Source organism: Streptosporangium sp. NPDC002607, assembly GCF_053592655.1.
Genome location: NZ_JBSFWD010000003.1, coordinates 89,711 through 115,422 on the forward strand (window position 1 = coordinate 89,711; position 25,712 = coordinate 115,422).

The following is a 25,712-nucleotide window of genomic DNA, read 5'->3' on the forward strand; positions in this document are numbered from 1 at the left end:
CGGCCGGCGCCGTGACTGGCACGGAACATCTCAGGGACGGTCTGCGGATCAACTTCCGCTTCTCGGGACACGGGCGGTACGCCGCGTGTGTGGCGGCCCACGGGCGTGACCGCCATGCCCTGGAAATATGGGATCTGACCGGTGACGCGCCACGGCCCCGGCTGCTGCGCACCCGCGACGGGCTGACCCCGATGACCGTGCCGATTCCCACCGACGACGGCCACGTCCTGCTGTGCCGCCTCGACGACGGGGACGGCGCGCACCACCTCCTGCTCGCCGTCCCCGCCCCGGACGGCGAGGAGACCGAGGAACACCAGCTGGCCGTCGTCCGCGGCCGGGGCATCGGGCTCATCGCCGGCTTGTCCGAGGGGACGGCCGCCGTGGCCTTCGTGATCGACGCCGACCGGCACACCACGGTGTGGCGCCTGTCCGGCCTGGCCGAGGCGCCCGAGCCGATCGCGGAGCTACCGGGCCTGGTCAACGGCGGGATCTGGCTCGACGAGGCCGGTACGCGTCTCGCCGTGCCCTCAGCGGAGGCCGGGGCGAGCACGAGGGTCCTGGACCTGTCGCGTGGCGCGCTCGTCCCCCTGGTCGGAGCGGCCGACGACGAGCACGTGCTGCGGGCCGCACCCCGCGCCGGGGTACTGCTCGTCGCCGCCCGCCGCGGCGGCGCCTATCGGCTGGGCGTCCGCCACCGTGACGACGCTTCACCCACCGTCTTCCCCGACCGGCTGAACGCGATCGAGGGCACCGTGACACCGCTGGCCCTGGACCTCGCCGGACGGCGCCTGGCACTGTCCGTCACCCGTGGTGCCCGCTCCCACCTGCTGCTCCACGACCTGGTCGAGGACACGACCGGCGAGATCGACCTGCCGCCGGGGAAGCTGTATCCGGCGGCCCAGTGGACCACCGCCGGCCTGCATCTCGTCTACGGCGCACCCGACCGCCCGTCCGGCCTCGTCACCGTCTCCGACCTGTCTCCAGCACGTGTCCTGTTCGCTTCGGAACGCCTTCCCGCGCCCTGGACGCCCGCCCGCGTCCAGGGCTACGACGGGCCGGCGGGACGCGTCGAGGCCATCGTCTACGGCGACCCCGTGACCAGCCCGCGGGTCGTGCTCGCGCTGCACGGCGGCCCCGAAGCCGCCTGGCATCTCGGCTTCGAGCCGATGTTCCAGCACCTGGCCGCGGCGGGCATCGCCGTGGTCGCGCCCAACCAGCGTGGCAGCACCGGATACGGCGCCGCCCACCGGGACGCCATTCAGGGAGCCTGGGGCGGACCCGACCTGGCCGACATCGTCCACCTGGGAGATGTCCTGGCCGCCGCGCGGCATCCCGGCATGGACCGGCCGATGCTGTACGGCGCCAGCTACGGTGCCTACCTGGCGCTACTGGCCGCCGCCGCGCGGCCGGACCTGTGGGCCCGCGCCGCGGTCGTCGCGCCCTTCCTGTCCGGACGGGAACTGTACGAGGACGGGCCGCCCCCGGTGCAAACCATGCTCGACCGGCTCGGCGGGCGCGAGGAACCCCACGACGAGCTCGGCCCCCGCGACCTGTTGCGACTGGCCGACCGCATACGGCTGCCGCTCCTCGTCGTCCACGGCGAGCGCGACCCGATCATCCCGGTGGCCCACTCCCGGCGATTGTGTGATCGGCTCCTCCAGACTGGTCACCACCACGGTGCGGAACTCACCTACCTGGAGATCCCCGGCGCCGGCCACGACCCGCTGTCGGAAAGCGGCGGGCACGTCGTCCGCGACCGCCTCATCGGCTTCCTCCGCGCCTGACCCCTCTCCTCATCCGGCGCCGCGTTTGTGCGCCGGATGAGGACCAAGATCCAGCCGACACTCCGGGCTCTCCCGATTCTGACCGCAGGAGCGCCCGGAACCGGCTGACAGGGGCCGCACCCACCAAAGGCGTGTGGCCCCGACGACGATCAACCACCTGAAAGGAAATCGCATGGAACTCGACATCGACGCCCTGGACATGCTTCCCGCCGCGAAGGAGACGCAGCTGTACCCCTGCGAGATCACCTGTACCTACACCTGCAAGGGCACCACCTGCAAGAACAACACCATGATCTAAGACTGCCGTCAAAGCCGCATGGCCCTGACGACGATCAACCATCTGAAAGGAAATCGCATGGAACTCGACATCGACGCCCTGGACATGCTTCCCGCCGTGAAGGAGGCGCAGCTGTACCCGTGCACCGTCACCTGCACCGTCACCTGCGATGACGGGGTCACCTGCATTATCACCGACTACTGGTAGGCGATCTGCCGCTCACCGGCCGTAGTCGGTAGGCGTGATCGGTAGGACTGGCACGGTAGTCCGGTGAGATCATCCGCGCCCACCAACGTGGGAGCGGATGATCCAGGCCGATATCGACGGGCGGCGCCCGTTCTGAGAGGTGAGAGATGCCAGGCCGTGCACCCGGAGCGCCGCGGGAGCGGTTGGCGGGCGAACACGCCGACCGGCTTCTCCGTTCCACGGCGCGCGGTGCGTGGGCGCCGCTGACGATAGCCGTCGTGACCGTTCTCGCCGCGCACCTGCCGTTGATCGGCCTGCTGATCACCGCGCGTCCCCTGATCCAGAACGGTCACCTGAGCGCGGGTGGGGTCGTCGGGGCGGTGACCTACCTGGTCACCGGTCTCGATCCGGCCCTGCGCTCGCTCGTCGGCATCGTCGGCGGCTGGGGCGTGACCCTGGCCGTCACCCTGCGCAGGCTCGCCGAGACCATCGCCCCCCACCCCCGGCGCCCACGGCCACCGTCGGCCCTTCGCCCGCCGCGGCCGATCTCCCGCCCGCCTCCGGCGCCGAGCCGGTCGGCCATCTCCTGCGTGTGCGGCGCCTGAGCTTCGATCGATGCCCCCTCCGCCCTGTCGGCCGGGGAGCGGCAACTCGTCGCGCTGGCCCGCGTCCACGCGTCCCCCGCGCGTGTCGTCATCCTGGACGAGGCCACCTGCCATCTCGACCCGGCCGCCGAGCTGCGCGCCGAGACGGCGTTCGCCACCCGCGAGGGCACGCTCATCGTGATCGCGCACCGCATCAGCTCCGCCCGCAGGGCCCGGCGCGTCCTGCTGATGGACGGCACCGTCGCCCTCACCGGATCACACTAATGGCCCGATCCCCCCTCTACGCCGACCTGGTCGGCCACTGGCGCGGCCACGACCCGTCCAGGGACCCGACCGTCATCCCTTCACCGACCTCCGTGCCGACAGGCGCCGAAAGGACCACGCGATGAACCATCTCGCCGCGCCCACCGATGTCATCTGGGACGTCACCTACGCCTGCCCGCTGCGGTGCATGCACTGCTACTCGGAGTCGGGCAGGCGAGCGGCCCGGCAGCTGAGCCACGACGACATGCTCAGGGTCGCCGACGCGATCATCTCCCTGCGCCCGTCCTCGATGGAGTTCGCCGGTGGCGAACCACTGCTGATCAAGAGGATCCACGAGGTCGCCGAGCGCTTCACCCAGGCGGGGATCAAGGTCAACCTCTACACCAGCGGGTGGACGTTCACCCCCCGGATGGCCGAGGACATCCTCGGGGTCTTCTCCCGGATCACCGTGAGCATCGACGGGGCCACCCCCGAGGTCCACGACCGGATTCGCTCGCGGGCCGGCTCGTTCGAGCGCACGATGAACACGCTGGCCATCCTCGACGAGGCCTCCGCGGAGCGCACGGCCCGCGGAGGCGAGCCGGTGGAGTTCGGGATCGACTACGCGGTCCTGCGCGGCAACCTTCACCAGACGGAGGAGTTCTGCACGGAGATCCTCCCCCGCTTCCCGCGGGTGCGGTTCCTCAACTTCGCCGCCGCGGTGCCGACCGGGCTGGCGAGCCGGCCCGAGTTCAGCGAGCACGAGCTCCTCGACAACGAGCAGCTCCGCGCGCTGATCGGCGAGGAGCACAACCAGCGCCTGCTGGCCGCGGCACCGGCGTCCGTGCAGATCAGGACCTCCGACAACTTCATCCTCATGATGCACCCGAACCTCATGGCGCAGATGGCGTTCCCCCTGATGCATATCGAGCCCGACGGGCAGGTGCGCGCGATGCCCATCTACGAGGGAACCGTGGGCAGCCTCCTGACGGACGACCCCACCGTGCTGTGGGAACGCGCCGTCGCGCGGTGGAGCGACCCGTTCGTGGTCGACGCCCTGACCCCGGTGCGTTCGATGAGGGACTGGGCCGAGGCGACCCGGCGCATCGACTACCACTTCGGAACCGACGCGGACCGGCGGCGCATCGACCGCCGTCCCGCCCATCCCGTGCCGGTGAGCCTCTGAATCCGGGGGCCGGGAGGGGTGGTCCCGGTGCCGGTCCTGCTCCCCTCCCTCTCCGGTCGTCTACCGCCGAACGGAGAGGGAGGGGAGGACGGCGCAGGTGAGGAGCGCTGTTCTCATACATGAGATGGTTTCCGGTGACGCGGACGTGTGGTGAGGTGTCAGGCGAGCGATGGGGAACTCGCGACGCCGTCCGACCTCGTGCTGTTCGTTGAGAGACGCGTGTCTGAGCCTCCGTCGCCCGAATTGGGGTCGATCCAGGCACCAGCCACGCTCCGCACACTCCATAATTCGATCACTGAGAGTTGGTCAGAGCCTGGAAATATCAGTGCTTGATGGTCCGAGGGCGGTACGGCTCGGCGAGGAAGGCGAGCTCCTTCTCGCTCAGGGGCAGGTCGACCGCGGCGACCGCGTCGTCCACGTGCCTGTTCTTGGTCACGCCCACGATCGGCGCCGACAGGCCGGGCTGGTGGAGCAGCCAGGAGAGCGCCACCTGGGCGGGAGGGACCTCGCGCTCCCCGGCCAGCTGGGCGACCCGCTCCAGGATCAGCCGGTCGTTGTCGGCGTCGTCATAGAGGGCCTCGATGCGTGCGTCGCTGCCCGAGCGGGTGGTGGCCTCCGCGGCTCCGGCGCGGGCGAGCAGGCCCCGGGCCAGCGGGCTCCACGGGATCAGGCCCACCCCTTGGTCGCGGCAGAGCGGATTCATCTCCCGCTCCTCTTCCCTGTAGAGCAGATTGTGGTGATTCTGCATTGAGACGAACTTTGTCCAGCCGTGGACCTCGGCGACGTGCTGGGCCTTGGCGAACTGCCAGGCGTACATGCTGGAGGCGCCGATGTAGCGGGCCTTGCCCGCGCGGACCACGTCGTGCAGGGCCTCCATGGTCTCCTCGATCGGGGTTTCCGGGTCCCAGCGGTGGATCTGGTAGAGGTCCACGTAGTCGGTGCCCAGCCGGCGCAGCGAGGTGTCGATCGAGGAGAGGATGTGCTTGCGCGACAGGCCGCGGTCGTTGACACCCTTGCCCATCGGCATGCACACCTTGGTGGCCAGCACATAGTCGTCCCGGTCGGTGAAGAGCCTGCTCAGCAGCCGGCCGGTGACCTCCTCGCTGCTGCCCAGCGAGTAGACGTCGGCGGTGTCGAAGAAGGTGATCCCCGCCTCGACCGCCCGGCGCACGATCGGCTCGGCGGCGGCCTCGTCGAGCACCCACTCACCCCACTTGGCGGGATCGCCGTAACTCATCATGCCGAGGCAGACCCTCGACACCTTCATACCGGTGGACCCCAGGCGCACGTACTCCATGTCAAACCTCCAGATCTTCACAACCCTGGGCCCCACGATACGACCGCCGACTTCACCGGCTCCCGCCCCCGCCTGTCCTGCGGTGCGGTCCCCGCCTCGACTCTCAAGGCACGCTCAGGACGGGCCGGTACGACGGCGCGCACGCTGCCGGGGCCCGGTGTGTTCCGTTCAGCGGACGTCGGCCAGTGGCTGGACCCGGTGGGGGACCACGGTGGACAGGGTGATCACCGTGCCGCTCCGCCGCACTCCGGGGATGGCCAGGGTCTGGTCGATGACCTGCTGGATGTGCTCGTGGTCGCGTCCGGCGATGCGGCACCAGACGTCGCCGGGGCCGGTGACGATGTGCGCTTCGAGGACTTCGGGGATCGCTGTGAGGGCGCTGGAGATGTCGGCGCGGGAGGCCTGCTCCACCTCAAGGGTGGTGAAGGCCTGCACCGGATAGCCGAGGGCGTGCGGAGACAGGTTGGGGCCGAAGTCGGTGATCACGCCGTCGGCGATCATCCGGTCCAGGCGGGCCTGGACGGTGCCCCGGGCGACGCCGAGGAGGCGGGCGATCTCCAGCAGGCCGGTCCGGGGGCGCTCCCTGATCAGATGGAGCACCTTACGGTCGAGCTCGTCCAGGCTGTTCCTCCGAGCTGCCAATCTGTCCACCTCCGGAGTGCGGGGCGTGCCCGGTACTGACAATCTGCCAGTGAATCGGTCACTGTGTTGCCCTACTTATAACCGTAATTCAGACTACGCCTGCATATATGTCAACCATGGAGGCGATCGTGGCACGGGAACATTCTTATCCATTCATTCCGTACCGGCCCGTGCGTTATCCCGAGGCCGAGATGGTGACGCGGGGCCGGGAGTTCTACGAACATATGGACCTGCGCCGGAGTGTGCGCTTCTTCAGCGACGAACCGGTGCCGCGCGAGTGCGTCGAGCTGGCCGTCAGGACGGCGAACACCGCACCCTCGGGAGCCCATCAGCAGCCGTGGAAGTTCGTCGTGATCGGTGACCCGGAGACCAGGAGGCGGATCAGGGAGGCGGCCGAGATCGAGGAGCGGCAGAACTACGAGGGCGGGCGGCTGACCCCGGAGTGGCGTACGGCCCTGGCCCGCCTGGAGACCGGCTCCGACAAGGGCTACCTCGAAACGGTGCCGTGGCTGGTGGTCTGTTTCGCGGAGAAGTACGGCGTACGCCCCGACGGCACCAGGGTCAAGCACTACTACGTCAACGAGAGCGTCGGCATCGCCTGCGGGTTCTTCATCGCGGCCCTGCACGCGATGGGCCTGTCCACGCTCACCCACACTCCGAACCCGATGGCGTTCCTGACCGGCATCTGCGGACGGCCGGGCAACGAGCGGCCCTACATCCTGTTCCCGATCGGCTACGCCGCCGCCGACGCCGAGGTCCCCGACCTGGCCCGCAAACCCTTGTCCGAGGCCATGGTCTGACACGGGCCCCACGGAGCGCGCGCCGAATATCCCACGAACCCGTCTCCGACCTGCGCTGATTCGGAAGTAAGGACGATGCTCGGCCGTACTGGAGGCTCGCCCTTCGCCCAGGTAAGCGGCTTCAAGATGGTTCTGCGGGTATCTCGGCTGGACCCGTGAGAGGCCCGCAGTAGCGGCACCCCGTTGCGACCTCTCGCAGGGGTGGTGAGGTTCCAAGGTAAAGTCGCGGCTCAACAAGCCTGTGGTCGCGACTGTTTCCGCGGGAATTGCAGCGAGCCGCCGGTTGTGCCGGATACCCCAAAGGTCGGAGATAGGGCTAGAACGAGATCATGAGCAGCCATATGATCGCCGACCGCCTCGCCCGGGCCATCGAGCGGAACCGAGTGCCCGACCTCCACGCCGTCGTCGCCGTCCACCACGGCCAGGTGGTCATCGAGCACTACGGCGAAGGTGAGGACTTCAGGTTGAACGAGCCCCTCGGCCACGTGCGCTTCACCCCCGACACGCTCCACGACATCCGCTCGGTCACCAAGAGTGTCGTCGGCCTCCTGTACGGCATCGCCCTGGCCGACGGCCGGGTGCCGAAGCCGCACGAGCCGCTGCTACGGAACTTCCCCGAGTATCCGGACCTCGCGGCGGACCCCCGGCGCGCCGCGCTGACCGTCGAGCACGCGCTCACCATGACGCTCGGTCTGGAGTGGAACGAGAACGTCCCCTACACCAGTACGGCCAACAGCGAGATCGCGATGGAGTCGGCCCCCGACCGCTTCCACTACATCCTGAGACAGCCGATCGTGGAAGAGCCCGGCGTCCGATGGTCCTACTGCGGGGGCGCCTCGGCGCTGCTGGCGCGGCTCATTGAGAAGGGCACCGGAGTGGCACTGAAGGAGTACGCGCGTGCCAGGCTCTTCGAGCCGCTGCAGATCGAGCGTTCCGAGTGGTCGGCCGGTGAGGACGGGGTGGCTCTGGCGGCCTCGGGGCTGCGACTGACCCCTCGTGGTCTCCTCGCGATCGGGCGGCTCGTGCTCGACCGGGGCGCCGGCATCGTGCCCGAGTCCTGTCTGGCGGAGGCCCTGCGTCCGCGGGTACGGATCGACGAGGGGTTCCACTACGGCTACCAGTGGTACGTGGGGGACACCTGGACGGGCGGGTTCGGCAACGGCGGTCAGCGGATCTACGTGGCGCCCGCGCTGGACCTCGTGGTCGCCGTCACCGCAGGCCAGTACGACAGGCCCGATCAGCCGACCGCCTCGGTCGTGCTCGACGAGGTGATCCTGCCGGGGATCGTGAACTGAGGCGCGCTCACCGCTCCTGCGGGGGGTGCCGTGTCGTCCGGCCGAGCACCAAGAAAGTCACAAGTCCGCCGTCCTATATTGCGGCTGACGGCCTGCCCGGCAGACGTGAACCGCCCCCGGCGTGGTCCTGGCCATGCCCGGCGGTGAACCGTCCGCCCCTACCCTTCTGGTTCTTTTCGTGATGTGGCGACGTCCTCACCGGCGGTCACGATCTCGGGGTCCCCGGAACCCCGTCGGCCCGCCGCCGGACACCTCCACCTTGGATGAGCGGTTCGGACGCATCCCCTGAGAGGTCTTTGAGCATGCACAACGGAAGTGACATCGAGGTCCGCTGGCTGAAATGGGAAGAGGCCGCCGAGGAGATCCTTGATCTCCGGCGGCGGGTGTTCATGTCCGAGCTGGGGTGGACCGAGGAGAGGGTGCACCACGACGGCGACCCGGAGGGTCTTCACCTGTGCGCCCTGTCCGGGGGGAAGATCGTGGCCGCCATCTCCGCGTACGTCTACCGCCCCGGAGCGCCGGGGCTGGCCGCCCTGGAGTTGACCGACCTGGACGGGCCGACCGTCGAGATCGGCAAGCGGGTGGCGCTCCAGACCCACCGGGGCCGCCTGATCAGCACGCGGATCGCCAACTCGATGGTGCGGCAGCTCTGCGAGTCGCTCCGCCCGTCCCGGTTCTTCCTCATCGTCCGGCCGAGCCAGTATGACCACCTCCTCGATCGGTACGCGAAGCGGGACTTCGTGGTGCGCGGTGAGGTCGGCTCGGGCGACGACGCGGTCACGGTGATGACCGTGGAGGGCGGAGAGGCCCTGGAGGGGTTCTACCTCAGGCATCGGGAGCTGACCCGGGAGTCGCCGTCCGGTGACGAGCGGCTGGCGATTCCCTCGCTGGTCCGGTTTCTCGCCGACGAGGGCCGCGGTGACCTGCTGGCGGTGGAGCGCCTCGGCGCGGAGAACTTCTACCTGGACCTGCTGTCCCTGCAGGAGGAGGTGCCGCGGCTGAGCGCACAGGGCCGGTTGGTACTCGCCGAGCAGCGGCCACGCCTGGCCTCGACGCCCTTCCCGCCCGCGCCCGCGTCGCTGCTCGACGTCGGCAGTGGGCCCGGAGACTACCTGGCCGCGGTCACCGAGGAGGGCCCGTTCGCCGGGTACGACGTGCGGGGAGTCGAACCGGCTCCCCAGTTGCTCGCCAGGGCCCGCTCGAACTTCCCCGGCCTCACGTTCCGTCAGGGCACCGCGTACGCCACCGGTGAGGCGGACGCGTCGCACGACGTGGTCACGGCGAGCTTCCTCTTCGTCCACCTGCGCAGTCCGGACCTGGCCCTGCTCGAAATGCGCCGGGTGCTGCGGCCCGGCGGGCTGCTGTACGTGGTCGACGTCAACGACGCGGCCTTCCGCGGCCCCGATGTGGTCCGCCGCATGCTCGAGACCTACGACCGTGACTACGCCGCCGACCGTACGATCCTCAACGATCTCCCTGAGCGTGCCGCGGAGTTCGGCTTCCAGCCCGTCCGGCGTTTCTCCACCACGCTCGGCTACGTGGTGGACGCCGAGCCGGGGTTCGGTCCCGACGAGATCCGGCTCGGCAGGGAGGAGGCGTGGAGCCTGCTCTCCTTCGTACAGTCGCAGCACGGTATCGAGGAGAGCTTCCGGGAGGCGCGCGACCACTACTTCGGCGTGGAATGTGAGATCGGGGTGGACATCGAAACCCAGGTCTACCGGAGACGTCCCTAGGCGTATCGCCGACCGCTCCGGCACGCCGCCGGTCCGCTCCGGCCGGGGGCGCGGCGGCCGGAGCGAGGCGGCCAGAGCGAGGCGGGGTCCGGGAAACAGGCCCGGACCCGGTTCGAGGAGCTAAAGGCGCGCCCCGGAGGCCATCGGGGTCACGTCCAGGCGGCCGTCGTCGCAGGCGGCCGCCTTGAACGGTATCTCCAGGTGCGCCACCTCGTCCGGCGGGATGATCATCAGCCGTGCGGACGCCGGGCACGACCGGCTCCCGCCGGGCACCTCGCTCCAGTGCAGCCTGGCGTGCGCGCTCGCTCCGGGGCGCAGGGTGATCCGCCGGGGCTGGACGCTCTCCCTGCGCGTCCTGGTACGCATCGCGTCGCCGCTGCCGTCGATCATGATCAGGCCGACGAAGCCGTACACCCAGCAGGTCCCGGTGGAGGTGTTGGTGAACACCAGCGGCGCGTAACGCTGTCCCGCTCCGGCGTCCACCCTGCCGACGCGCGCCGCGAGCGCCTCGGTGCGGCAGCGCCCGGCGGCGGTGCCGCTGTCCGCCACCCGCAGGCCCGCGGCCTGGACGGCGACGGCGGGGCGCGCGGGGGCGGAGCTTGGAGAGGCGGGGGTGGCGCCTCGTGCGGGGGAGAAGCTCGCGGGAGCGCTGCCGGCAGCCGGGGCGGCGCCCCGGGGACGGGAGGCGGGCGGGGCGCACGCGGTCGCGGCCGCCAGCATGGCCAGCGCCGAGGTGGCGGCGAGCAGTCCGGCGCCGATGGAATGTTTCATGGTCCGTTGGACGCGCACCGCGCCCGCTTTGTTGCCGTACCGGGCCTACGCCGAGCTGGACGGCCTCGCCCCCGGCGAGCCGATCGATCTGGTCACCGCGATGCTGGAGATGATCGACTACAACGGGGGCCGGCCCCTGACCTGCCTGGCCTGACCCGGTTGTGGGCCTGCCGGGGGCGAGGCGGACGGGTGCCGCTCGGCTCCGCTACGCGGCGCCCCTCCGGGGGCCGTGGAAACGGCGCGGCGGAAATCCCCGGCGTCTCATCGCCGGGGAGCAGGTCCGGTCAGGACAGGTGGCGAGACCACCACTCCAGCACCGCCTCGAAGCGCTGCAGGCGGTGCTTCGGGCGCCCGCCGCGGCTGAGCTCGTGTCCCTCGCCGGGGAAGAGCAGGAACTCGGCGGGGGTGCCGTTGCGGCGCAGCGCGACGAACATCCGCTGTGCCTGCTCGACCGGGCAGCGGAGGTCCTCCTCGGAGTGGACCACGGCGAACGGCAGCGTGATCCGGTCGGCGTGGGAGAGCGGGCTCATCGCGCGCTGCGTCTCGACGTCGGGTCCGCAGTAGGCCTCGGCGAAGTACCAGCCGATGTCGGAGGAGCCGGTGAAGGAGTCCCAGGCGTTGACCGCGCGCTCGCTCCAGGCAGCCCGGAACCGGTCCCCGTGCCGGGCGGCCAGCCAGCTCGTCATGAAACCGCCGTAGGAGCCGCCCATCACACCCACCCGTCCGGCGTCGCACTCGGGTCGCTCCAGCGCGGCGTCGAGCAGGGCCAGCACGTCGTCGGCGTCCACGGTGCCCAGCGCGCCGATCACCGACCGGCCGTGCGCCTGTCCGTATCCGGAGGAGCCGCGCGGGTTCGGCAGGACCACCGCGTACCCGGCGCCCCTGTAGACCTGGGTCTCGTCCAGGAAGGCCCACCCGTGCTGGTGGAACGGGCCGCCGTGCACGTTCAGCAGGACGGGATGCGGGCCTTCGCCCTCGGGCAGGGCCAGCCAGCCGTGGACCGGGTAGCCGTCGGCGGAGACGGCGGTGATCTCCAGCAGCGGGCCGATCCCGGCGAGGGTGCCGGAGAAGTCCGTCAGCGGCCCGTCAGGGGTGACCACCTCGCCGGGGCTCGCGGGGGTGGACACCACCGCGACCACCTGCTCGCCGTAGGAGGTGAAGGATTTGACGCTCGCCCGCTCGCCCAGGACCGGGACGAGTTTCTCCAGTGGCGCGTCGAGGGCGCCGGAGGGGACCAGCCGCAGTTCGACCGCGCCGCGCACCCGTACCGCGACCAGGACGCCGTCCCGCAGCGGTACGGGAGGCAGTGGCTCGCAGTCCACCGACTCCTCCTCGGTCAGCCGGGTCCCGGCCGCCGTCCCGGCCACTGTCCTGGCCGCTGTCTCGCCGGTGATCCGCAGTGGCGCGCGGTAGAGGCCGGCGTTGTGGGCCACCGCGTCGAGTCCGGAGAACTCCGTGCCGAGGTAGAGCACCTCCCCGTCGGGCAGGGCGACGGGATGTTCGGCGGAGCCGTCGCTGCGCACCGCGAGGATCGGGGCACCCCCGCCGGCCGGGACGGCGTACACGTCCGTGTGCAGGCTCTCGCCGTCGAGGTCGCGGGGGGCCGAGACCAGCACGTGCTCGCCGTCCGGTGTCCAGCAGGGGGAGTCGACGTCGTAGGGTCCCTCGGTCAGCCGTACCGGCACCGGGATGTCCGCGAGGGCGTTGACCACGAACAGGCTCTGCCGCCGGTCGAGGGTGAAGCCGATTCCCTCGGTCCGGTAGCGGAACCCGGTGATCCGGCGCGGCGCCTCGGCCTCGGCGCCCACGCCCTCCTCGGTGCCGTACCGGCCCGGTTCGGCGACCCGGGCGACGAACGCGATCCGGCGCGAGTCCGGTGCCCAGACCGGGACGCCCGCGCCCAGCGGCAGGTCGGTGACCGGCTGGCCCTCACCGCCGCCGGTGGGCATCACGTGCAACTGCGGGCTGCCATCGCCGGCGCGCAGGAAGGCGACCCAGGCGCCGTCGGGGGAGATGCGCGGTGCGCTGTCGCGGTCACCGAAGGTGAACCGGACGGGCGGGCCGTCCTGCGGCACCCGCCACAGGCTCCCGGAGTAGGCGTCGGCCTCCAGATCGGGCCGGGCCACGTCGACGAGAAGGAGATCGCCGTGGCGGGTGACGCTGCCGGGTACGTTGAGCAGGGCGAGGTCTTCTGGGCGCATGGTTAACGACGCTATCACCGTTTTAATCTTTTATATGAGTATTTAATGCCCCGTTTTGGCTGGCCGTTGCGCTGTTCCCCGTTCTTTGGGGAGGGGGATTTCTTGTCAGGACTCATTGAATGAAAGGACCGGCCGGTCATTGATGGTGGGGGCCGCTTTTGCCGGAGACCCCGGTTTCACCCGGCCGGCGACAGCCGGGGAGAGCACCGGCCGGTGCTCTCCCCGGCTGTCGCCATCGGTGGGTCCGTCTACCAGGGGATGGAGCCCTCCTGCGAGCTGAACGTGCCGGTCGGGCCGTCGTCGCCGAGGGTCGCCATCCGTACAGCCACCGCCGCGCCCTCGGCCGCCGTACGGGTTCCGGTGTGGCCGGTCAGGTCGGTGGCGCAGTGGCCGGGATCGACGGCGTTGACCAGGATCCCGGACCCGCGCAGCTCGTTGGCGTAGAGCACGGTGAGCGCGTTGAGCGCGCTCTTGGCCGAGTTGTAGGCCAGCATCGGCCACGCGACGTTGAGATCGTCTCCGGCGGAGGTGAGGCCGACCGAGGCCAGCCGGGTCGTCATGTTGACGATCCTGGCCTCGCCGGACGCCCGCAGCAGCGGGATCATCGCGTGGGTGACGGTGACGACCCCGAAGACGCCCACCTCGTAGGTGACCCGCATGTGCTCGGTGGTCACCTCCGCCGGGGCCACGCCGAAGTCACCGCAGGTCGCGGCATTGTTGACCAGTACGTCCAGCCGCCCGAACCCCTCACCGACGATCTTGGCCGCGCTCGCGGCCGCCGCCGGGTCGGTGACGTCGAGCAGTACGGGACGGGTGCCCTCGGGAGCGTGGCTCTCGTCGCGGACCCCGGCGAACACGATCATCCCGCGCTCGGCGAGCTGCCGGGCGATCTCCCGGCCGATGCCCCGCCCGGCCCCGGTGACCAGTGCGATCTTCACAGGTTCTCCTTTGTTCAGTGCGCACAGTCTGGGTGCGGCCTCTTGGAAGCGACCTGTGGATCGCTGTGGATCGGTTAGAGCGCCGCGCCGCGGCGAGCCGGTTCAACGGTGAACGGGACGTGGCCGCCGGGTGCGCCCGTCGGGCTCCGTCCGGACTCTCAGCCGGTGGAAGGCGAAGCCGGCCCCGCCGCTGAAGCGGGCCAGGCGCACCTCGGGCTCCTCGCGCGCGGGCTCGGCGCCGGGATCGATCACGGCCTCGTAGGCGTGGCGCTCTCCCTCGCGGGGCGGGACCGGGACGCACCGGGCACGCGGGTTGACCGCCTGGACCACCGCGTCCAGGGCACGGTCGCCGTCGCCGCCGAGCTCGGCCAGCCAGGTGAGCGGGTCGGTCTCCCGGAAGATCGGTGAGTCGGTGAAGCCGAACCTCACCCGGAGCGGCCCGGTGACCTCGACGTCCAGGCCGACGTAGGAGCCCGGCTGAAAGGTCGGATGCAGTTGCAGCACCCTGCCGATGGCGGCGGCGTCGTCGCCGGGGACGTTCATGGCCGCGCGGAGTCTGCCCGCGGTGAGGCCGGCCAGTCCGACGAGCACCCGGGGCCCCGCGCCGCGGGCGGCCGGCTCGCCGTAGTGGTCGCTCATGCTGAGCAGGTAGCCGCGGAAGAGCAGGTGGCTCTGAATCGCCACCTCCTCCAGCGCGGTCTGCAGCGCCGCGTGCGAGAGGTCCTCCAGCTGGAAGTCCGTGTCGAAGGGGCCACCGTAGCCGTCCAGCCCGCCGGGCTCGGCGGAGAGCCTGCCCGAGGTGATCGGCAGCCGGGCGAGCAGCGACCCCGCCACCGAGGCCTGGTTGGGGTGCGGCGCGAGGGGCTCGGCGGCGTCGGAGATCTCGACGCGCCAGTGGCAGTGCGGTGTCCGGCCGGGAGGCACCCGGGGCGGGCGGTGCACCGGCAGGAACCTCGCGCGGGGGTTGGTGGCCGACCCCGTCGCGTCGAAGGTGGGGTCCTCGATGGTGTGGCACATGCCGCGGACCCAGTCCTCGCCCATCGGCTCGACGTCGAGCAGCGCGCCGCAGTGGGCCAGTTCGAACTCACCGTGCCGCTCGTCGATCAGCCGCAGCCGGAAGTCCATGAACTGCGGCGGCGCCCCGATGTCGAGCTGGAGGTTCTTCAGGATGGTCGAGACGGTGTCACCCCGGAAACCCAGGGCCTCCTGCATCCTGACCGAGTAGATCGGGCTGGCGGCCGCCCATTCCTCGATGGCGACCCGCTCGGCCTCCTGCCTGCCGCCGAGCTCCAGGACCATCGGGACGCCGACGCGGTCCTGCAGGTGGCCGTGGAGCAGCCACTCTCTGCCGAGGACGGCGAGCGCCCCGCGAGAGAGGCGTTCCAGCCGGAAGCCGGGATCGAAGGGGCCTGAGTAGTCGGGCAGCACTGTCACGTCGTGTCCTTCGCCGAACCGGGACCCCCAAACTAGACACGTGTCCAGGTTTTGGTCAACAAAAAACTGAAACGTGTTCTCTTTTGGTTCGCGGCCCGCGCCGTCAGCGCAGGGACGGAATGATCATTGTGACGCCGGGGACGGATCCGATCGAGGCGAGCGCGCCTCCCGCCTCCTGGAGGCCGATGGAACGGGTGACCAGCGCGTCCGGGCGGAGGGTGCCGTCGGCGACGGCCGCCAGCATCGCCGGGTAGGCGCGCGCGGCCATGCCGTGGCTACCGAGAAGTTCGAGCTCGTAGCCGATCACCCGGCCCATCGGGAGCGCGGTGAGCCCCGGCAGCAGGCCGATCTGGACGTGGCGTCCCCGGCGGCGCAGGCTCTCGATCGACGCCGCGCATGTCCCGGGGCTGCCGAGCGCGTCGATGGAGACGTGGGCGCCCCCCGAGGTGAGCTCCACGACCCGGGCGGGGACGTCGGCCTCGGCCGGGGCGGCATTGACGCAGGCGGTGGCGCCGAACGCGCCGGCCATCTCCAGGGCGCCCGCGGAGACGTCCACGGCGATCACCCTGGCCCCGGCCGCGGCCGCGATCATGATGGCGGACAGGCCCACACCGCCACAGCCGTGCACGGCCACCCACTCGCCGGGCCGCACCTGGCCCACGGCGTTCACGGCCCGGTAGGCGGTGGCGAAGCGGCAGCCCAGGCTCGCGGCGGTGCCGAAGCTCATCTCCTCGGGGAGCCGCACCAGGTTCACGTCCGCGTGATCGATCGCCACGTACTCGGCGAAGGAACCCCAGTGGGTGAACCCCGGCTGGGTCTGACGCTCGCAGACCTGCTGCTCGCCGGCCGCGCACGCCGCGCAGGAACCGCAGGCGCAGACGAACGGGACGGTCACCCGGTCGCCGGGCCGCCACGAGGCGACGCCCGCGCCCACCGTCTCGACCACCCCGGCAAGCTCGTGCCCCGGCACGTGGGGAAGGACCCGGATGTCCGGGTCGTGGCCCTGCCAGCCGTGCCAGTCGCTCCGGCAGAGCCCGGTGGCCTCCACCCGGATCACCGCTCCGCCGGGCGGGGGCTCGGGGGCGGGCACCTCCCGAACCTCAAGCTCGGCTCCAAAATCGTCGAAGACCACCGCTCGCACCCGTGCACACTCTCTTCCGGCTACCGGCCGCCGCCTCTCGGCCCCACTCGAACCTGACACTACTCAATCAGGCCCCGGCCACCGTTCCCTTCCCGGCGCCCGCGAGGCATCGTGGGAAGCCAGGGGAGACGCGGCAAGGGGCCCCGACGTGCCGCGCGTCCTCGTCTGCGGAGGGCTGTGACGAAAGCCCTGATTAGAAGGCGCAAGCTGGGAGAGAGGGAGGGAGCACGAGGACCAACTGATCGGACGGTGTGATGGGGCAGAAAGTCGACAAGGACCGTTACTCCGAGGCGGAGTTCATCCGCTTCGGGGAGAGATTGGCGGAGCAACTCGGCACTCTCCGCGAGGTGCTCGCGCGGCCCGGTTTCGGGGCCGGTCCCGTGACGATCGGGGCTGAGCTGGAGATGTTCCTCATAACGCCCGACGGCCGCCCGCTGTCCCGCAACCAGGAGGTGCAGGCGGTCGCCGCCGATGACCGGCTCACGCTGGAGCTGGGCAGGTTCAACCTGGAGGCCAACCTGACCCCGCTGCCGATCGCCGGGCGGCCGTTCACCGCCATGATGCGCGAGATGCGGGAGATCATGGCCGTGGTGGACACGGCGGCCGAGACGCAGGGCGGGCAGGTCGTGGTGATCGGGATCCTGCCCTCACTGAGCGAGTTCGACTTCACCCACGAGGCGCTGAGCGGTGAGGGGCGCTACCGAGCGCTGGCCAGGGGCATGCGACGGCTGCGCACGGAGCCGTTCCGGGTGCGCATCGAGGGGGTCGAGCTGCTGGAGCTGGAGGTCAAGGGGGTGATCCTGGAGAGCGCCAACACCTCCTGGCAGGTCCATCTCCGCACGCCTCCCGCCGACTTCGCCCGCGTCTACAACGCCGCCCAGCTGGCCATCGGCCCGGTCCTCGCGGTCAGTGGCAACTCACCCGCCTTCCTGGGCAGGCAGCTCTGGGAGGAGACGAGGATCGCGCTGTTCGAGGAGGCCGCCGACGACCGGGACGTCGAGCGGCTCGACCGCAGGGTCCGGCGGGTGGCGTTCGGCTCCTGCTGGGCGCGGAGCGTCGAGGAGCTGTTCGAGACATGCGTCCGGGACTACGAACCGGTGCTGCCGATGAGCTCGGTGCCGGAGGAGGTGCCCGCGGGCGGCGTCCCGAAACTGGCCGAGCTCCGGCTCCACCAGGGCACCGTGTGGCAGTGGAACCGGCCGGTCTACGATCCGGTCGGCGGCGGCCATCTTCGGGTGGAGATGCGCGCCCTGCCCGCGGGGCCGAGCGCGGCGGACATGGCGGCCAACAGCGCGTTCCTGCTCGGGCTGACCGCGGCCCTGGCCCTCCATCCGGTGGAGGAGTTCCCCTTCGCCGGGGCCTACCGCAACTTCTACCGAGGCGCGATCCACGGCCTGGACGCGCCGCTGAGCTGGCCCGGCCTGCGCGAGGAGGTCCCGGCCTGGCGGCTCGCCCTGGACCTGCTGCCGGTCGCCGAGGCCGGTCTCGGCAGGATGGGCGTGGAGCCGGGCGAGATCCGGTGGGCGCTGGACATCGTGCGGGAACGCGTCACGCGCCGCCGTACCGGTGCGATCTGGCAGCGGAAGGCACTGGCGGGCATGGGGGGCGACCAGGCGGCGCGGGCGCGCCTGGTGAGCCGGTACCGGGAACTGTCACGGACCGGGGAGCCCGTCCACACCTGGCCCTTCTAACTACAAAAGGGATTTGAGTAAAGGCATACTCATGAACTCCGTATCTTGATCCGCCGATCCTGGCGAGACCGGACAAGGAGACCCCCACATGAGTCAGATGAAGGCCGCGCCGGCAGAGCCGTTCGGGTTGAAACGGGACGTCGGCGGCCTCACGGCCGGGATCAAGGTCCTGGAGAAGGAACTCCAACGGGTCTCCCTGGACACCGTGCTGGCCAAGGCCAATCGCGTCGCGGTCAGAAAGGGATCGACCGGTGCCGGGGCGTTCGCCAAGATGACTCCCAAACCCGTTGACTGGTACTGCTTCGACACGAACGACAACGTCACCAGGGAGTGGTACCCCCAGGGCCTGACCTCCGCCTCCGACGCCGGGATCGGCGGGAACACGTTCGTGGTGAGCTGGTACCACTCGCCGGCGTCGGGGGCCGAGCGGGGCGTGCGCCTGACCTTCCTGAACACCGCGACGCTCCGCTACCGGCACGTCCTGCTGGTGCGGGTCGCCGCCGACGGGAACATCGCGCCGATCAACATCCACGCCGGCGGCGTCGCCTGGTACGGCGGCCTGCTGTACGTCGCCGACACCACGCGGGGCCTGCGGGTGTTCGACACCCGGCAGATCTTCGAGGTCAACGGGGAGGGCACGGCCGAAATCGGCAGGAAGGGCGGCAGGTACGAGGCGTTCGGCTACCGGTACGTGATGCCGCAGACCGACGCCTGGACCACCACCAGCGGCACGGTGCGCTTCTCCTACACCGCCGTCGACCGCAGCACCACCCCCCACACCCTGATCTGTGGCGAGTACGTCGACACGGCGGGCACGGTCGGACGGGTGGCCCGCTGGTCGCTGACCGCGCAGGGGGCACCGAACGCCCCCGCCGGCGGCGTCGTCCAGGCCGTGGACGCCTACGCGCTCCCCGTGAGCAAGATCCAGGGCGCGCTCTCCTACAACGGCACCTGGTACCTCAGCCAGACCGCGGGCGCCGCGGGGAACGGCACCCTGGTCGTGGTCGGCGACACGGTGCGCAGACGGCCCTACCCGGTGGGGCCTGAGGACCTCACCTGCGTCCGCGACAAGAAGACGCTGTGGAGCGTGACCGAGTTCGCGGGCCGCCGGGTGGTGTACGGCGTGCCGCTCTGAGCGGCGGGCCGCCTTTCCCCGGAACGGGGACGAAAGGAGCGGACGGCCCCGACGCGGGGCGCCCGGTCAGTGCAGGGAGCCACCGACCAGGCGGAGATCACCGCCCAGCGAGACGGAGACGGCGGTGGTCACGATCGCGGTGAGCGCCTGGGCGGACACCGAGACGGGCATGGAGGGCCTGGCCTCGCCGAGGACCTGCTCGGGGCTGTACGGCAGGTGCACGAAACCTCCGCGGACCCCCGGCCGCTCGGTGGCGATCAGGTGCATCAGGCCGTAGAAGAGGTGGTTGCACAGGAACGTGCCGGCGCTCTGCGAGACGCTCGCGGGCACCCCGACCGCCCGCGCCGCCGCCACGCACGCCTTCACCGGCAGCGTGGCGAAGTAGGCGGCAGGGCCGCCGCGTACCACCGGCTCGTCGATCGGCTGCCGCCCGGCGCTGTCCGGGACGCACGCGTCGTCGAGGTTGACGGCCACCCGCTCCACGGTCACGTCCGGCCGCCCTCCGGCCTGCCCGACGCACACGACCACCGCCGGATCGTGCTCGGCCACCGCCGCGCGCAACTGCTCGAGCATCTCGCCGAACCGGCAGGGGAGCAGCGCGGTCCGCACCCCGGGCACCAGGGCGATCGCCTCCCACGACGGGTTGCCGCCGCCGTCGAGCGGCTCGAACCCGGTGAGCAGGACGCCCTTCATCGGCGGTCCGGAGGCAGGGCACAGGCGGGGGTGCCGCCGGGCAGGCGGTGCCGGTTGCCGGCGATCAGGCGGTAGAGCCCCTGGGCCGCCCAGCGCAACGGCGGGACCCGCAGTGCGAACCCCAGCGGGCTCCACGGGAGACCGGCGGCGATCAGCAGCCTGGCCACCGCCTGCGCCCCGCCGTACACACCGCCGTCCTGGACCCAGAGCACCTCGCGCTCGGCCCGTTCGCGTGTCACGCCCAGCGCCGGAAGGTCGGTGAACTGCCAGGGGACGACCAGGGCGCGAACCCCGATGCGGCGCTCGGCGAACCTGACGCTCGTCGTGCAGAAAGCGCAGTCGCCGTCGAAGATCAGTACAGGTCGTCCTGTCATGCACCCGACACTACCCAGCGGAACCCGATCAAGGCCCGGCGACCAGGGTGACCGCTATCGGGCGGTGGTCGGAATGTGGGACATCGGGGTTGACCTGGTCCCTTCCGGTGAAACCCGGGGTGACGAGCACATGGTCGATCTGCTCGACCGAGTGTCCCCCGGACGGAATGGTGTTGAACGGCCTGGCCGGGGCGAGGGGGTCGGTCAGGCCCGCGCCGGTCAGCACCTCCCAGGCACGGTCCCCGGGCTGAAGGTTGAGGTCGCCGGCCACGATCACCGGGGCGCCGCCCCTGGAGGCCTCCCTGACGATCCCGCCGAGCTGCTCGACCTGGTCGAGCTCGCGCCAGCCCGGCGGAGGCTGCAGGTGGGTGCCGATCACGGTGATGTCCCCGCCCTGCCAGCGCAGCCCGACCTCCAGCGCCTGCGCGCCGGTCGGTCCGCCCTGGACCAGCACGTGGTTCCTTATCGAGGTGATCGGCAGCGTGGTGAGCAGGGCGTCGCCCCACACCTCGTCGGTCGCCGGGGCCCAGATGTAGTGCATGCCCAGCCGCTCGGCGATCAGCCGCACCCCGTCGTGGCCGCCGTTGAGCAGCCAGCCCCGGTCGGCCTCGCTCAGCACCACCACGTGCGGCCGCAACTCCCTGAGCGCGTCGGCCTGCTGCTCCAGGGAGAGCCTGCCGGACTCGCCGTACCCCATCCTGATGTTGTAGGCCGCGACCCGCAGCCCGTCACGCGGTGCCTCCCAGCGAGGCCGCTCCCCCTGCCAGAGGGGCACGGCCGCCACCAGCACGACCGCGGCCAGGGTGGCCGCCGCGAACCGCCGGTCGTAGGAGCGGCGCGGCAGACCCGTGCCGCCCGCCAGACCCAGGATCGCGACGACGAGCGCCGCGCCGACCGGCACCCACTGGTTGGAAAGGTAGAGGTCGTAGGCGGCGTAGTAACCGAAGACGAACACGACGAACAGCAGCATGCCTCCTGCCGCGGCCAGGCCCCGCCGCGCCGCCCTGTCCGGGCCGAAGGTCGTCGCGGTGTGCGCCAGACAGGCGCCGAGCGCGAGCTGGCCGATGATCTGCGCGGCGATCGTCCAGCCGGGTGCCACACCGTGGACGCCGTCCACGGTGGCCCTGCCCAGGGTGAACGCCACCGCCGAGGCCACCAGGGCGATGGCGGGCGGGAGCGGGCGGCGCAGTACCGGCAGCGCGGCGGGCGCCGCCGACACCACCGCGAACGCCGCCACGATCACGGCGGCGGCCTGCTGGGCGGATACGGTCGCCGCCTGGGCGTGCGCGGTGTTGCCCGTGTAGAGACCCCAGAGCAGCAGGGCGGGGCCGATGGCCAGCCAGGCGCGGGGGGCACCGGAGTACTCCTCGTCCGGGAGTTTCGCCCGGATCAGGAACAGGCCGAAGAGTCCGAGTTCCACAGCCAGCAGTGCCCACGGGATCGCTCCGGGCCGCCACATCAGGTCGATGCCGTCCAGCGCCGCGTGGATCACCGTGGAGGCCGCCAGGCCGGCGATCACCCCGGCCATCACGGGCCGGGCGTCCCGGCCGCCCATCGCGGTCGCCACCAGCCAGACCAGGCCGGCCAGCAGGCCGAGGCTGGCCACGTACAGCTGCGGGTCCCCGCCCCCGGTCAGCTGGAGCGCCAGCCGGGCCAGGAGCAGCAGGCATCCGGCACCGAGGGCGATCAGCCGCGGCTGGACGAGTCTGGCCAGCGGGACGGTCAGGAAGGCCAGGACGAACCAGGAGAGGGCGTACAGGCCCATCATCTCCGCGGGAGTGCTTCCCGCCCGGCCGAAGAGCGTGATCAACGAGGGCAGGAAGACCCGTAACACGTCGACCAGCACGACCACGCCGAGGGTTGTGTCCAGGCGGATCCGCATGCTACCTCCAAAGAACGCGAGCTATCCTCGTCTTCTTTGCGGTGCATGACAAGGGCCGGTCCGCCCGGGGAGGGAAGATCCGTCTTCAGGGGGCCGAAGGTTCCTCTCCGGAGTTCCCGGAGTTCGGGGGATGGACAGGCCCGCTCGGAGCGGTCGAGGGGCCGGCGGCCCCGTTGGCGGTACTGTCGGCGGCACTGTCGGTGGCAGAGCCGTCGAGGTGGCGGAAGGCCTCGTGCGCCGAACGGACACTGTCGCGCAGCGCCTGCTCCAGGTGGCCGGCGTCCTCGGTCAGCTTCCCTATCTCCGGTACGGCGAAGACGTCCGCGCCCGACTCCGCCAGGAGTTCCTCGTAGCGGGGAAGCCGTGAGCGGAGTATCTCGATCTGCTCGTGGGCGCGTAGCGCCCGCTCGGCGTCGGACACGTGGCCCGCGTAGCGTTCCAGGGCCTCCACCCGCGCGAGCACGGCGGCCTCGCTGGCGGCCAGGGCACGCTCCAGCGGTGCCATGGCCGCGGCCACCTCCGGTGTGCTGCCGCCGTACACGAACTCGTGATGCTCGTTGCGCAGTGCGGAGAGCTTGGTCAGCAGCTGGGCGATCTCCCATTCCTGCGAGGGGAGCATCACCGCGTTGCGCACGTCGTCGAGCATGCCCATGGCGTTGACCCGGGAGCGCAGGATGAAGTCGATCGCCTGCTGGGCCCGTTCGAGCAGCTGGCCGGCGTTGTAGTCGAAGTCCTCGGCGGGCAGCAGGTAGCGGCCCTCGTACCAGCGGGCCTCGCGATACAGGTCGTGCTCGATCGCCTCCAGCTCCAGCGGCTCGCGGGCGGTGAGGAAACCGACGAGGACCACGAGGGCGAGCAGGGCGAGCACGAAGAAGAACAGCTGCCCGGCGTCCGCGAGGAAGAGCAGGCAGGCCAGCAGGAGCGCCGACATCGCCCCTCCGGACCACAGGAAACGGACGGGCAGCCGGGAGGCGGGCTCAGCGGGCTCGGGGCTCCAGCCGGCGCGGATACGCGACAACATCGATGCGTGCTGGCGGAAGAGATCGGCGGTCCGGGCGGGAACCTCGGGATCGACCACCACTCGCCGCACAGGTTCGCCCCTCCATCCGGTCAGGTTCTCACATCATCGTTCGAGATGGCGGAACGCCTCGTGCGCCGAGCGTACGCTCTCGCGGAGCGCCCGCCGGAGCATGTCGGCGTCATCGCTGAGATGCCCGATCTCCGGTGCGGAGAACCTGGCCGCGCCGGTCTCGGCGACGAGCTGCTCGTACTCGGGCAGGTGAGCTCGCAGGGCCTCGATCTGTCCCTGGGAGAGCAGGGCGTGCTCGGCGTCGGACACGTGCCGGGCGTAGCGTTCCAGGGCCTCCACCCGCGCGAGCACGGCGGCCTCGCTGGCGGCCAGGGCACGCTCCAGCGGCGCCATGGCCGCGATCACCTCGGGGCTCCTGCCGCCCCTGGCCAGGTGGCGGTGCCTGGCCCGCAGTGCGGAGAGCTTGGTCAGCAGCCGGGCGATCTCCCACTCCTCGGCGGGGAGCATCACCGAGTTGCGCACGCTGTCGAGCATGCCCATGGCGTTGACCCGGGAGCACACGATGAAGTCGATCGCCCGCTGGACCCGGCCGAGCAGGTTTCTGGCGTCGTGGTCGAAGTCCTCCAGGATCAGGAAGCGCCCCTGCCACTGCAGGGAGTGCCGGTACAGGACCCGCTCGATGGAGTCGGCGGGTGAGGGCTTCCTGGCGAGGTAGATCACCGTGAGGATGAGGAGGTAGAAACCGACCAGCAGGGTGAGCACGGCCGCGGACGTCGGGAGCGGGACGGCGCCGAGTGCCAATCCGGCCGCCGCGACCGCCGTCGAGCCGCCGAAGAGCCCTACGAGCACTCCCGGAACCCGGGGATCGTCGTCCCCCCGCGGGACACGTCCGGTGCGAAGGCGATAGAGCAGGGGCCCGTTACGACGGAGAAGTTCGGCGATGTCCCTCGGCACCTCAGGATCGACCACCACGCGCTGCACAGGCTTGCCCCCTTTGCCACGTTTCAAAAGCATAGCGATTAACGGTGTTTCAGGTTATGCGTCCTCCCATGGTGCCTCTTTTGGTGCCTCTTTGCCCGCCGGTGACGCGGGCCAAAAAGGTGATCGTGATGATTGTTCCGGACCCGAGGTCGCGTCAGGCGGGGTTCGGCCGGGGAAGTCCGGGTGAGAGCAGGCGGGGAGGGCCTTTCCCGGGCGCTCCGGAGGACCTCGCGAGGCCGAGGTTGTCGGAGGGGGACCGGGTACGACAAAGTGATCAAAATGAAGGAGCGGTTCGTTTCCGTCGTGGTCCTCGGGCTGGTCGTGTCCGGCTGCGGCTCCGAGGCGTCGCTCGGCCAGAGCGTGCTGGATCAGGCGCGGCGGCAGGGAGCGGCTCCGGAGCTGATCTACGCACTGGATCTGCCGGGGTACCGGCTGGCCGAGCAGTCGGTCGGCGTGATCGGGGACGACGGGTTCGGAGCCTTCTACTTCTCCGGGAGCGCGCGCGTTCAGCTGAGGGTCGACCGCGGCACGTTCGGCGACGCCCTGTGCGCGGACACACCGCTGATGGACGCGGACCCGCCGTCGGCGCCGGTGAGGTGCGAGCGTGACGAGGTGGGCTGGTACCGCTCGGGCGGGGGCCGCCATGAGTACACGGCGGTCCGAGCCGATCACCTCATCCGGTTGAACGGCCGCGTCGGTGAGGTCGACCGGGCCGCGCTGAAGGAGGCCGTGGCCGGAGCGCGGCAGGCGATCCCGGACGGTTCCGGGACGCCCTCGCCGCCGCCCGGCCCGGTGGAGCGCGGCGATCTGCCGACCAGCGGCGACGGTGCGCCGAACAACGAGGTGGGACCCGGCGGTTGACCCGGGGGCCGTGCGGGATCCGGACGCCGGGGCCTCGCTCCTGTCGCTCGCGCGGGTGGCACGGTGCGGGTGGCACGGCACCGGGAAACAGAAAATCCCAGGCCGAGGGCCTGGGATCTCTCGGTGGACGATACAGGGATTGAACCTGTGACCTCTTCCGTGTCAGGGAAGCGCTCTCCCGCTGAGCTAATCGTCCTCGGGTACCACCAGAGCGGAAGACGGGATTCGAACCCGCGACCCTCACCTTGGCAAGGTGATGCTCTACCACTGAGCCACTTCCGCATTTTGCTTCGGGTTTCCCCTCGGCGCTCGCACAACCCTACCGGATCCCGAGGGGTCCGTAGGTCGTGCGCTGAGGTGGAGACGGGATTTGAACCCGTGTAGACGGCTTTGCAGGCCGTTGCCTCGCCTCTCGGCCACTCCACCAGCCAGGTCCTGAAAGGACCTGCCGGAGCGGAAGACGGGATTCGAACCCGCGACCCTCACCTTGGCAAGGTGATGCTCTACCACTGAGCCACTTCCGCGTGCTCCC

Annotated in this window: 25 protein-coding genes and 4 tRNA genes; 13 read left to right on the top strand and 16 right to left on the bottom strand. The window is 70.9% G+C overall.

Features of this window, described 5'->3' with window-relative positions:
• Nucleotides 1–11 precede the first annotated feature (11 nt).
• From ACWD3H_RS04355 to ACWD3H_RS04380, 6 genes are all read left to right on the top strand, one after another.
• A complete protein-coding gene (locus tag ACWD3H_RS04355; RefSeq protein ID WP_451953988.1) occupies nt 12–1,784 on the top strand; it encodes an alpha/beta hydrolase family protein in 1,773 nt (590 codons plus the stop codon).
• A 172-nt stretch (nt 1,785–1,956) separates the two neighbouring features.
• Nucleotides 1,957–2,082 carry an ALQxL family class IV lanthipeptide gene (locus tag ACWD3H_RS04360; protein ID WP_451953989.1) on the top strand — a complete coding sequence of 42 codons (126 nt, stop codon included), beginning with the start codon at nt 1,957–1,959 and terminating at the stop codon, nt 2,080–2,082.
• 57 nt (nt 2,083–2,139) lie between these two features.
• Nucleotides 2,140–2,268: an ALQxL family class IV lanthipeptide gene (locus tag ACWD3H_RS04365; RefSeq protein ID WP_451953990.1), complete on the top strand. Its 129-nt coding sequence runs from the start codon at nt 2,140–2,142 to the stop codon at nt 2,266–2,268.
• A 146-nt stretch (nt 2,269–2,414) separates the two neighbouring features.
• The gene (locus ACWD3H_RS04370) at nt 2,415–2,852 is read left to right on the top strand and encodes a hypothetical protein (protein WP_451953991.1); all 438 of its coding nucleotides are present in this window, start codon (nt 2,415–2,417) and stop codon (nt 2,850–2,852) included.
• 54 nt (nt 2,853–2,906) lie between these two features.
• A complete protein-coding gene (locus ACWD3H_RS04375; RefSeq protein WP_451954148.1) occupies nt 2,907–3,116 on the top strand; it encodes a hypothetical protein in 210 nt (69 codons plus the stop codon).
• Nucleotides 3,117–3,237: 121 nt separating this feature from the next.
• On the top strand, nt 3,238–4,281 hold the full coding sequence (locus tag ACWD3H_RS04380) for a radical SAM protein (RefSeq protein WP_451953992.1): 1,044 nt from the start codon (nt 3,238–3,240) through the stop codon (nt 4,279–4,281).
• Between the two features lie 322 nt (nt 4,282–4,603).
• Here ACWD3H_RS04380 and ACWD3H_RS04385 read toward each other — a convergent pair whose 3' ends face one another.
• Together ACWD3H_RS04385 and ACWD3H_RS04390 are read right to left on the bottom strand one after the other, a co-directional pair.
• The gene (locus ACWD3H_RS04385; RefSeq protein WP_451953993.1) at nt 4,604–5,578 is read right to left on the bottom strand and encodes an aldo/keto reductase; all 975 of its coding nucleotides are present in this window, start codon (nt 5,576–5,578) and stop codon (nt 4,604–4,606) included.
• A 168-nt stretch (nt 5,579–5,746) separates the two neighbouring features.
• Nucleotides 5,747–6,220, bottom strand: a complete 474-nt coding sequence (locus ACWD3H_RS04390) for an Lrp/AsnC family transcriptional regulator (RefSeq protein ID WP_451953994.1) — start codon at nt 6,218–6,220, stop codon at nt 5,747–5,749.
• A gap of 170 nt (nt 6,221–6,390) precedes the next feature.
• Here ACWD3H_RS04390 and ACWD3H_RS04395 point away from each other — a divergent pair, with 170 nt between their 5' ends.
• From ACWD3H_RS04395 to ACWD3H_RS04405, 3 genes are all read left to right on the top strand, one after another.
• Nucleotides 6,391–7,020, top strand: coding sequence for a nitroreductase family protein (locus tag ACWD3H_RS04395; protein ID WP_355562818.1), 630 nt, complete (start codon nt 6,391–6,393; stop codon nt 7,018–7,020).
• A 329-nt stretch (nt 7,021–7,349) separates the two neighbouring features.
• A complete protein-coding gene (locus ACWD3H_RS04400) occupies nt 7,350–8,315 on the top strand; it encodes a serine hydrolase domain-containing protein (protein ID WP_451953995.1) in 966 nt (321 codons plus the stop codon).
• Nucleotides 8,316–8,617: 302 nt separating this feature from the next.
• Complete coding sequence (locus ACWD3H_RS04405) at nt 8,618–10,048, top strand: methyltransferase domain-containing protein (protein WP_451953996.1); 1,431 nt, start codon at nt 8,618–8,620, stop codon at nt 10,046–10,048.
• A 120-nt stretch (nt 10,049–10,168) separates the two neighbouring features.
• Here ACWD3H_RS04405 and ACWD3H_RS04410 read toward each other — a convergent pair whose 3' ends face one another.
• Nucleotides 10,169–10,819 (bottom strand): DUF4232 domain-containing protein, encoded by a 651-nt coding sequence (locus ACWD3H_RS04410; RefSeq protein ID WP_451953997.1) that lies wholly within the window; start codon nt 10,817–10,819, stop codon nt 10,169–10,171.
• On the opposite strand from ACWD3H_RS04410, the gene ACWD3H_RS04415 reads away from it, so the two are divergent.
• Nucleotides 10,818–10,973: a hypothetical protein gene (locus ACWD3H_RS04415; protein ID WP_451953998.1), complete on the top strand. Its 156-nt coding sequence runs from the start codon at nt 10,818–10,820 to the stop codon at nt 10,971–10,973. The two genes, ACWD3H_RS04410 and ACWD3H_RS04415, sit on opposite strands and share 2 nt — an antisense overlap.
• Nucleotides 10,974–11,103: 130 nt before the next feature.
• Here ACWD3H_RS04415 and ACWD3H_RS04420 read toward each other — a convergent pair whose 3' ends face one another.
• The 4 genes from ACWD3H_RS04420 to ACWD3H_RS04435 form a co-directional block, all read right to left on the bottom strand.
• Nucleotides 11,104–13,020 (bottom strand): S9 family peptidase, encoded by a 1,917-nt coding sequence (locus ACWD3H_RS04420; protein ID WP_451953999.1) that lies wholly within the window; start codon nt 13,018–13,020, stop codon nt 11,104–11,106.
• A gap of 248 nt (nt 13,021–13,268) precedes the next feature.
• Complete coding sequence (locus ACWD3H_RS04425; protein WP_451954000.1) at nt 13,269–13,958, bottom strand: SDR family NAD(P)-dependent oxidoreductase; 690 nt, start codon at nt 13,956–13,958, stop codon at nt 13,269–13,271.
• A 102-nt stretch (nt 13,959–14,060) separates the two neighbouring features.
• Nucleotides 14,061–15,392 carry a hypothetical protein gene (locus tag ACWD3H_RS04430; RefSeq protein ID WP_451954001.1) on the bottom strand — a complete coding sequence of 444 codons (1,332 nt, stop codon included), beginning with the start codon at nt 15,390–15,392 and terminating at the stop codon, nt 14,061–14,063.
• A gap of 103 nt (nt 15,393–15,495) precedes the next feature.
• Complete coding sequence (locus ACWD3H_RS04435) at nt 15,496–16,533, bottom strand: alcohol dehydrogenase catalytic domain-containing protein (RefSeq protein WP_355562839.1); 1,038 nt, start codon at nt 16,531–16,533, stop codon at nt 15,496–15,498.
• Between the two features lie 254 nt (nt 16,534–16,787).
• Here ACWD3H_RS04435 and ACWD3H_RS04440 point away from each other — a divergent pair, with 254 nt between their 5' ends.
• A complete protein-coding gene (locus ACWD3H_RS04440; protein ID WP_451954002.1) occupies nt 16,788–18,224 on the top strand; it encodes a glutamate--cysteine ligase in 1,437 nt (478 codons plus the stop codon).
• A gap of 88 nt (nt 18,225–18,312) precedes the next feature.
• Entirely contained in the window at nt 18,313–19,359 is a 1,047-nt protein-coding gene (locus tag ACWD3H_RS04445) for a hypothetical protein (protein WP_451954003.1), read from the top strand.
• Between the two features lie 66 nt (nt 19,360–19,425).
• Here ACWD3H_RS04445 and pcp read toward each other — a convergent pair whose 3' ends face one another.
• From pcp to ACWD3H_RS04470, 5 genes are all read right to left on the bottom strand, one after another.
• On the bottom strand, nt 19,426–20,052 hold the full coding sequence (pcp, locus tag ACWD3H_RS04450) for a pyroglutamyl-peptidase I (protein ID WP_355562846.1): 627 nt from the start codon (nt 20,050–20,052) through the stop codon (nt 19,426–19,428).
• Entirely contained in the window at nt 20,049–20,426 is a 378-nt protein-coding gene (locus ACWD3H_RS04455) for a thiol-disulfide oxidoreductase DCC family protein (RefSeq protein ID WP_451954004.1), read from the bottom strand. The genes pcp and ACWD3H_RS04455 overlap by 4 nt, the downstream gene beginning before the upstream one ends.
• A 28-nt stretch (nt 20,427–20,454) precedes the next feature.
• Nucleotides 20,455–22,308 carry an endonuclease/exonuclease/phosphatase family protein gene (locus ACWD3H_RS04460; RefSeq protein ID WP_451954005.1) on the bottom strand — a complete coding sequence of 618 codons (1,854 nt, stop codon included), beginning with the start codon at nt 22,306–22,308 and terminating at the stop codon, nt 20,455–20,457.
• An 85-nt stretch (nt 22,309–22,393) separates the two neighbouring features.
• The gene (locus tag ACWD3H_RS04465; protein ID WP_451954006.1) at nt 22,394–23,398 is read right to left on the bottom strand and encodes a hypothetical protein; all 1,005 of its coding nucleotides are present in this window, start codon (nt 23,396–23,398) and stop codon (nt 22,394–22,396) included.
• Between the two features lie 33 nt (nt 23,399–23,431).
• Nucleotides 23,432–24,319 (bottom strand): hypothetical protein, encoded by an 888-nt coding sequence (locus tag ACWD3H_RS04470; protein WP_451954007.1) that lies wholly within the window; start codon nt 24,317–24,319, stop codon nt 23,432–23,434.
• Nucleotides 24,320–24,598: 279 nt separating this feature from the next.
• On the opposite strand from ACWD3H_RS04470, the gene ACWD3H_RS04475 reads away from it, so the two are divergent.
• Nucleotides 24,599–25,180, top strand: coding sequence for a hypothetical protein (locus ACWD3H_RS04475; protein ID WP_451954008.1), 582 nt, complete (start codon nt 24,599–24,601; stop codon nt 25,178–25,180).
• Between the two features lie 124 nt (nt 25,181–25,304).
• On the opposite strand, the gene ACWD3H_RS04480 is transcribed toward ACWD3H_RS04475, so the two are convergent.
• The 4 genes from ACWD3H_RS04480 to ACWD3H_RS04495 form a co-directional block, all read right to left on the bottom strand.
• A tRNA-Val gene (locus tag ACWD3H_RS04480) sits at nt 25,305–25,376 on the bottom strand.
• A 14-nt stretch (nt 25,377–25,390) separates the two neighbouring features.
• A tRNA-Gly gene (locus ACWD3H_RS04485) sits at nt 25,391–25,462 on the bottom strand.
• A gap of 73 nt (nt 25,463–25,535) precedes the next feature.
• Nucleotides 25,536–25,606 (bottom strand) — tRNA-Cys (locus tag ACWD3H_RS04490).
• Between the two features lie 26 nt (nt 25,607–25,632).
• Nucleotides 25,633–25,704 (bottom strand) — tRNA-Gly (locus tag ACWD3H_RS04495).
• Nucleotides 25,705–25,712: the final 8 nt, after the last annotated feature.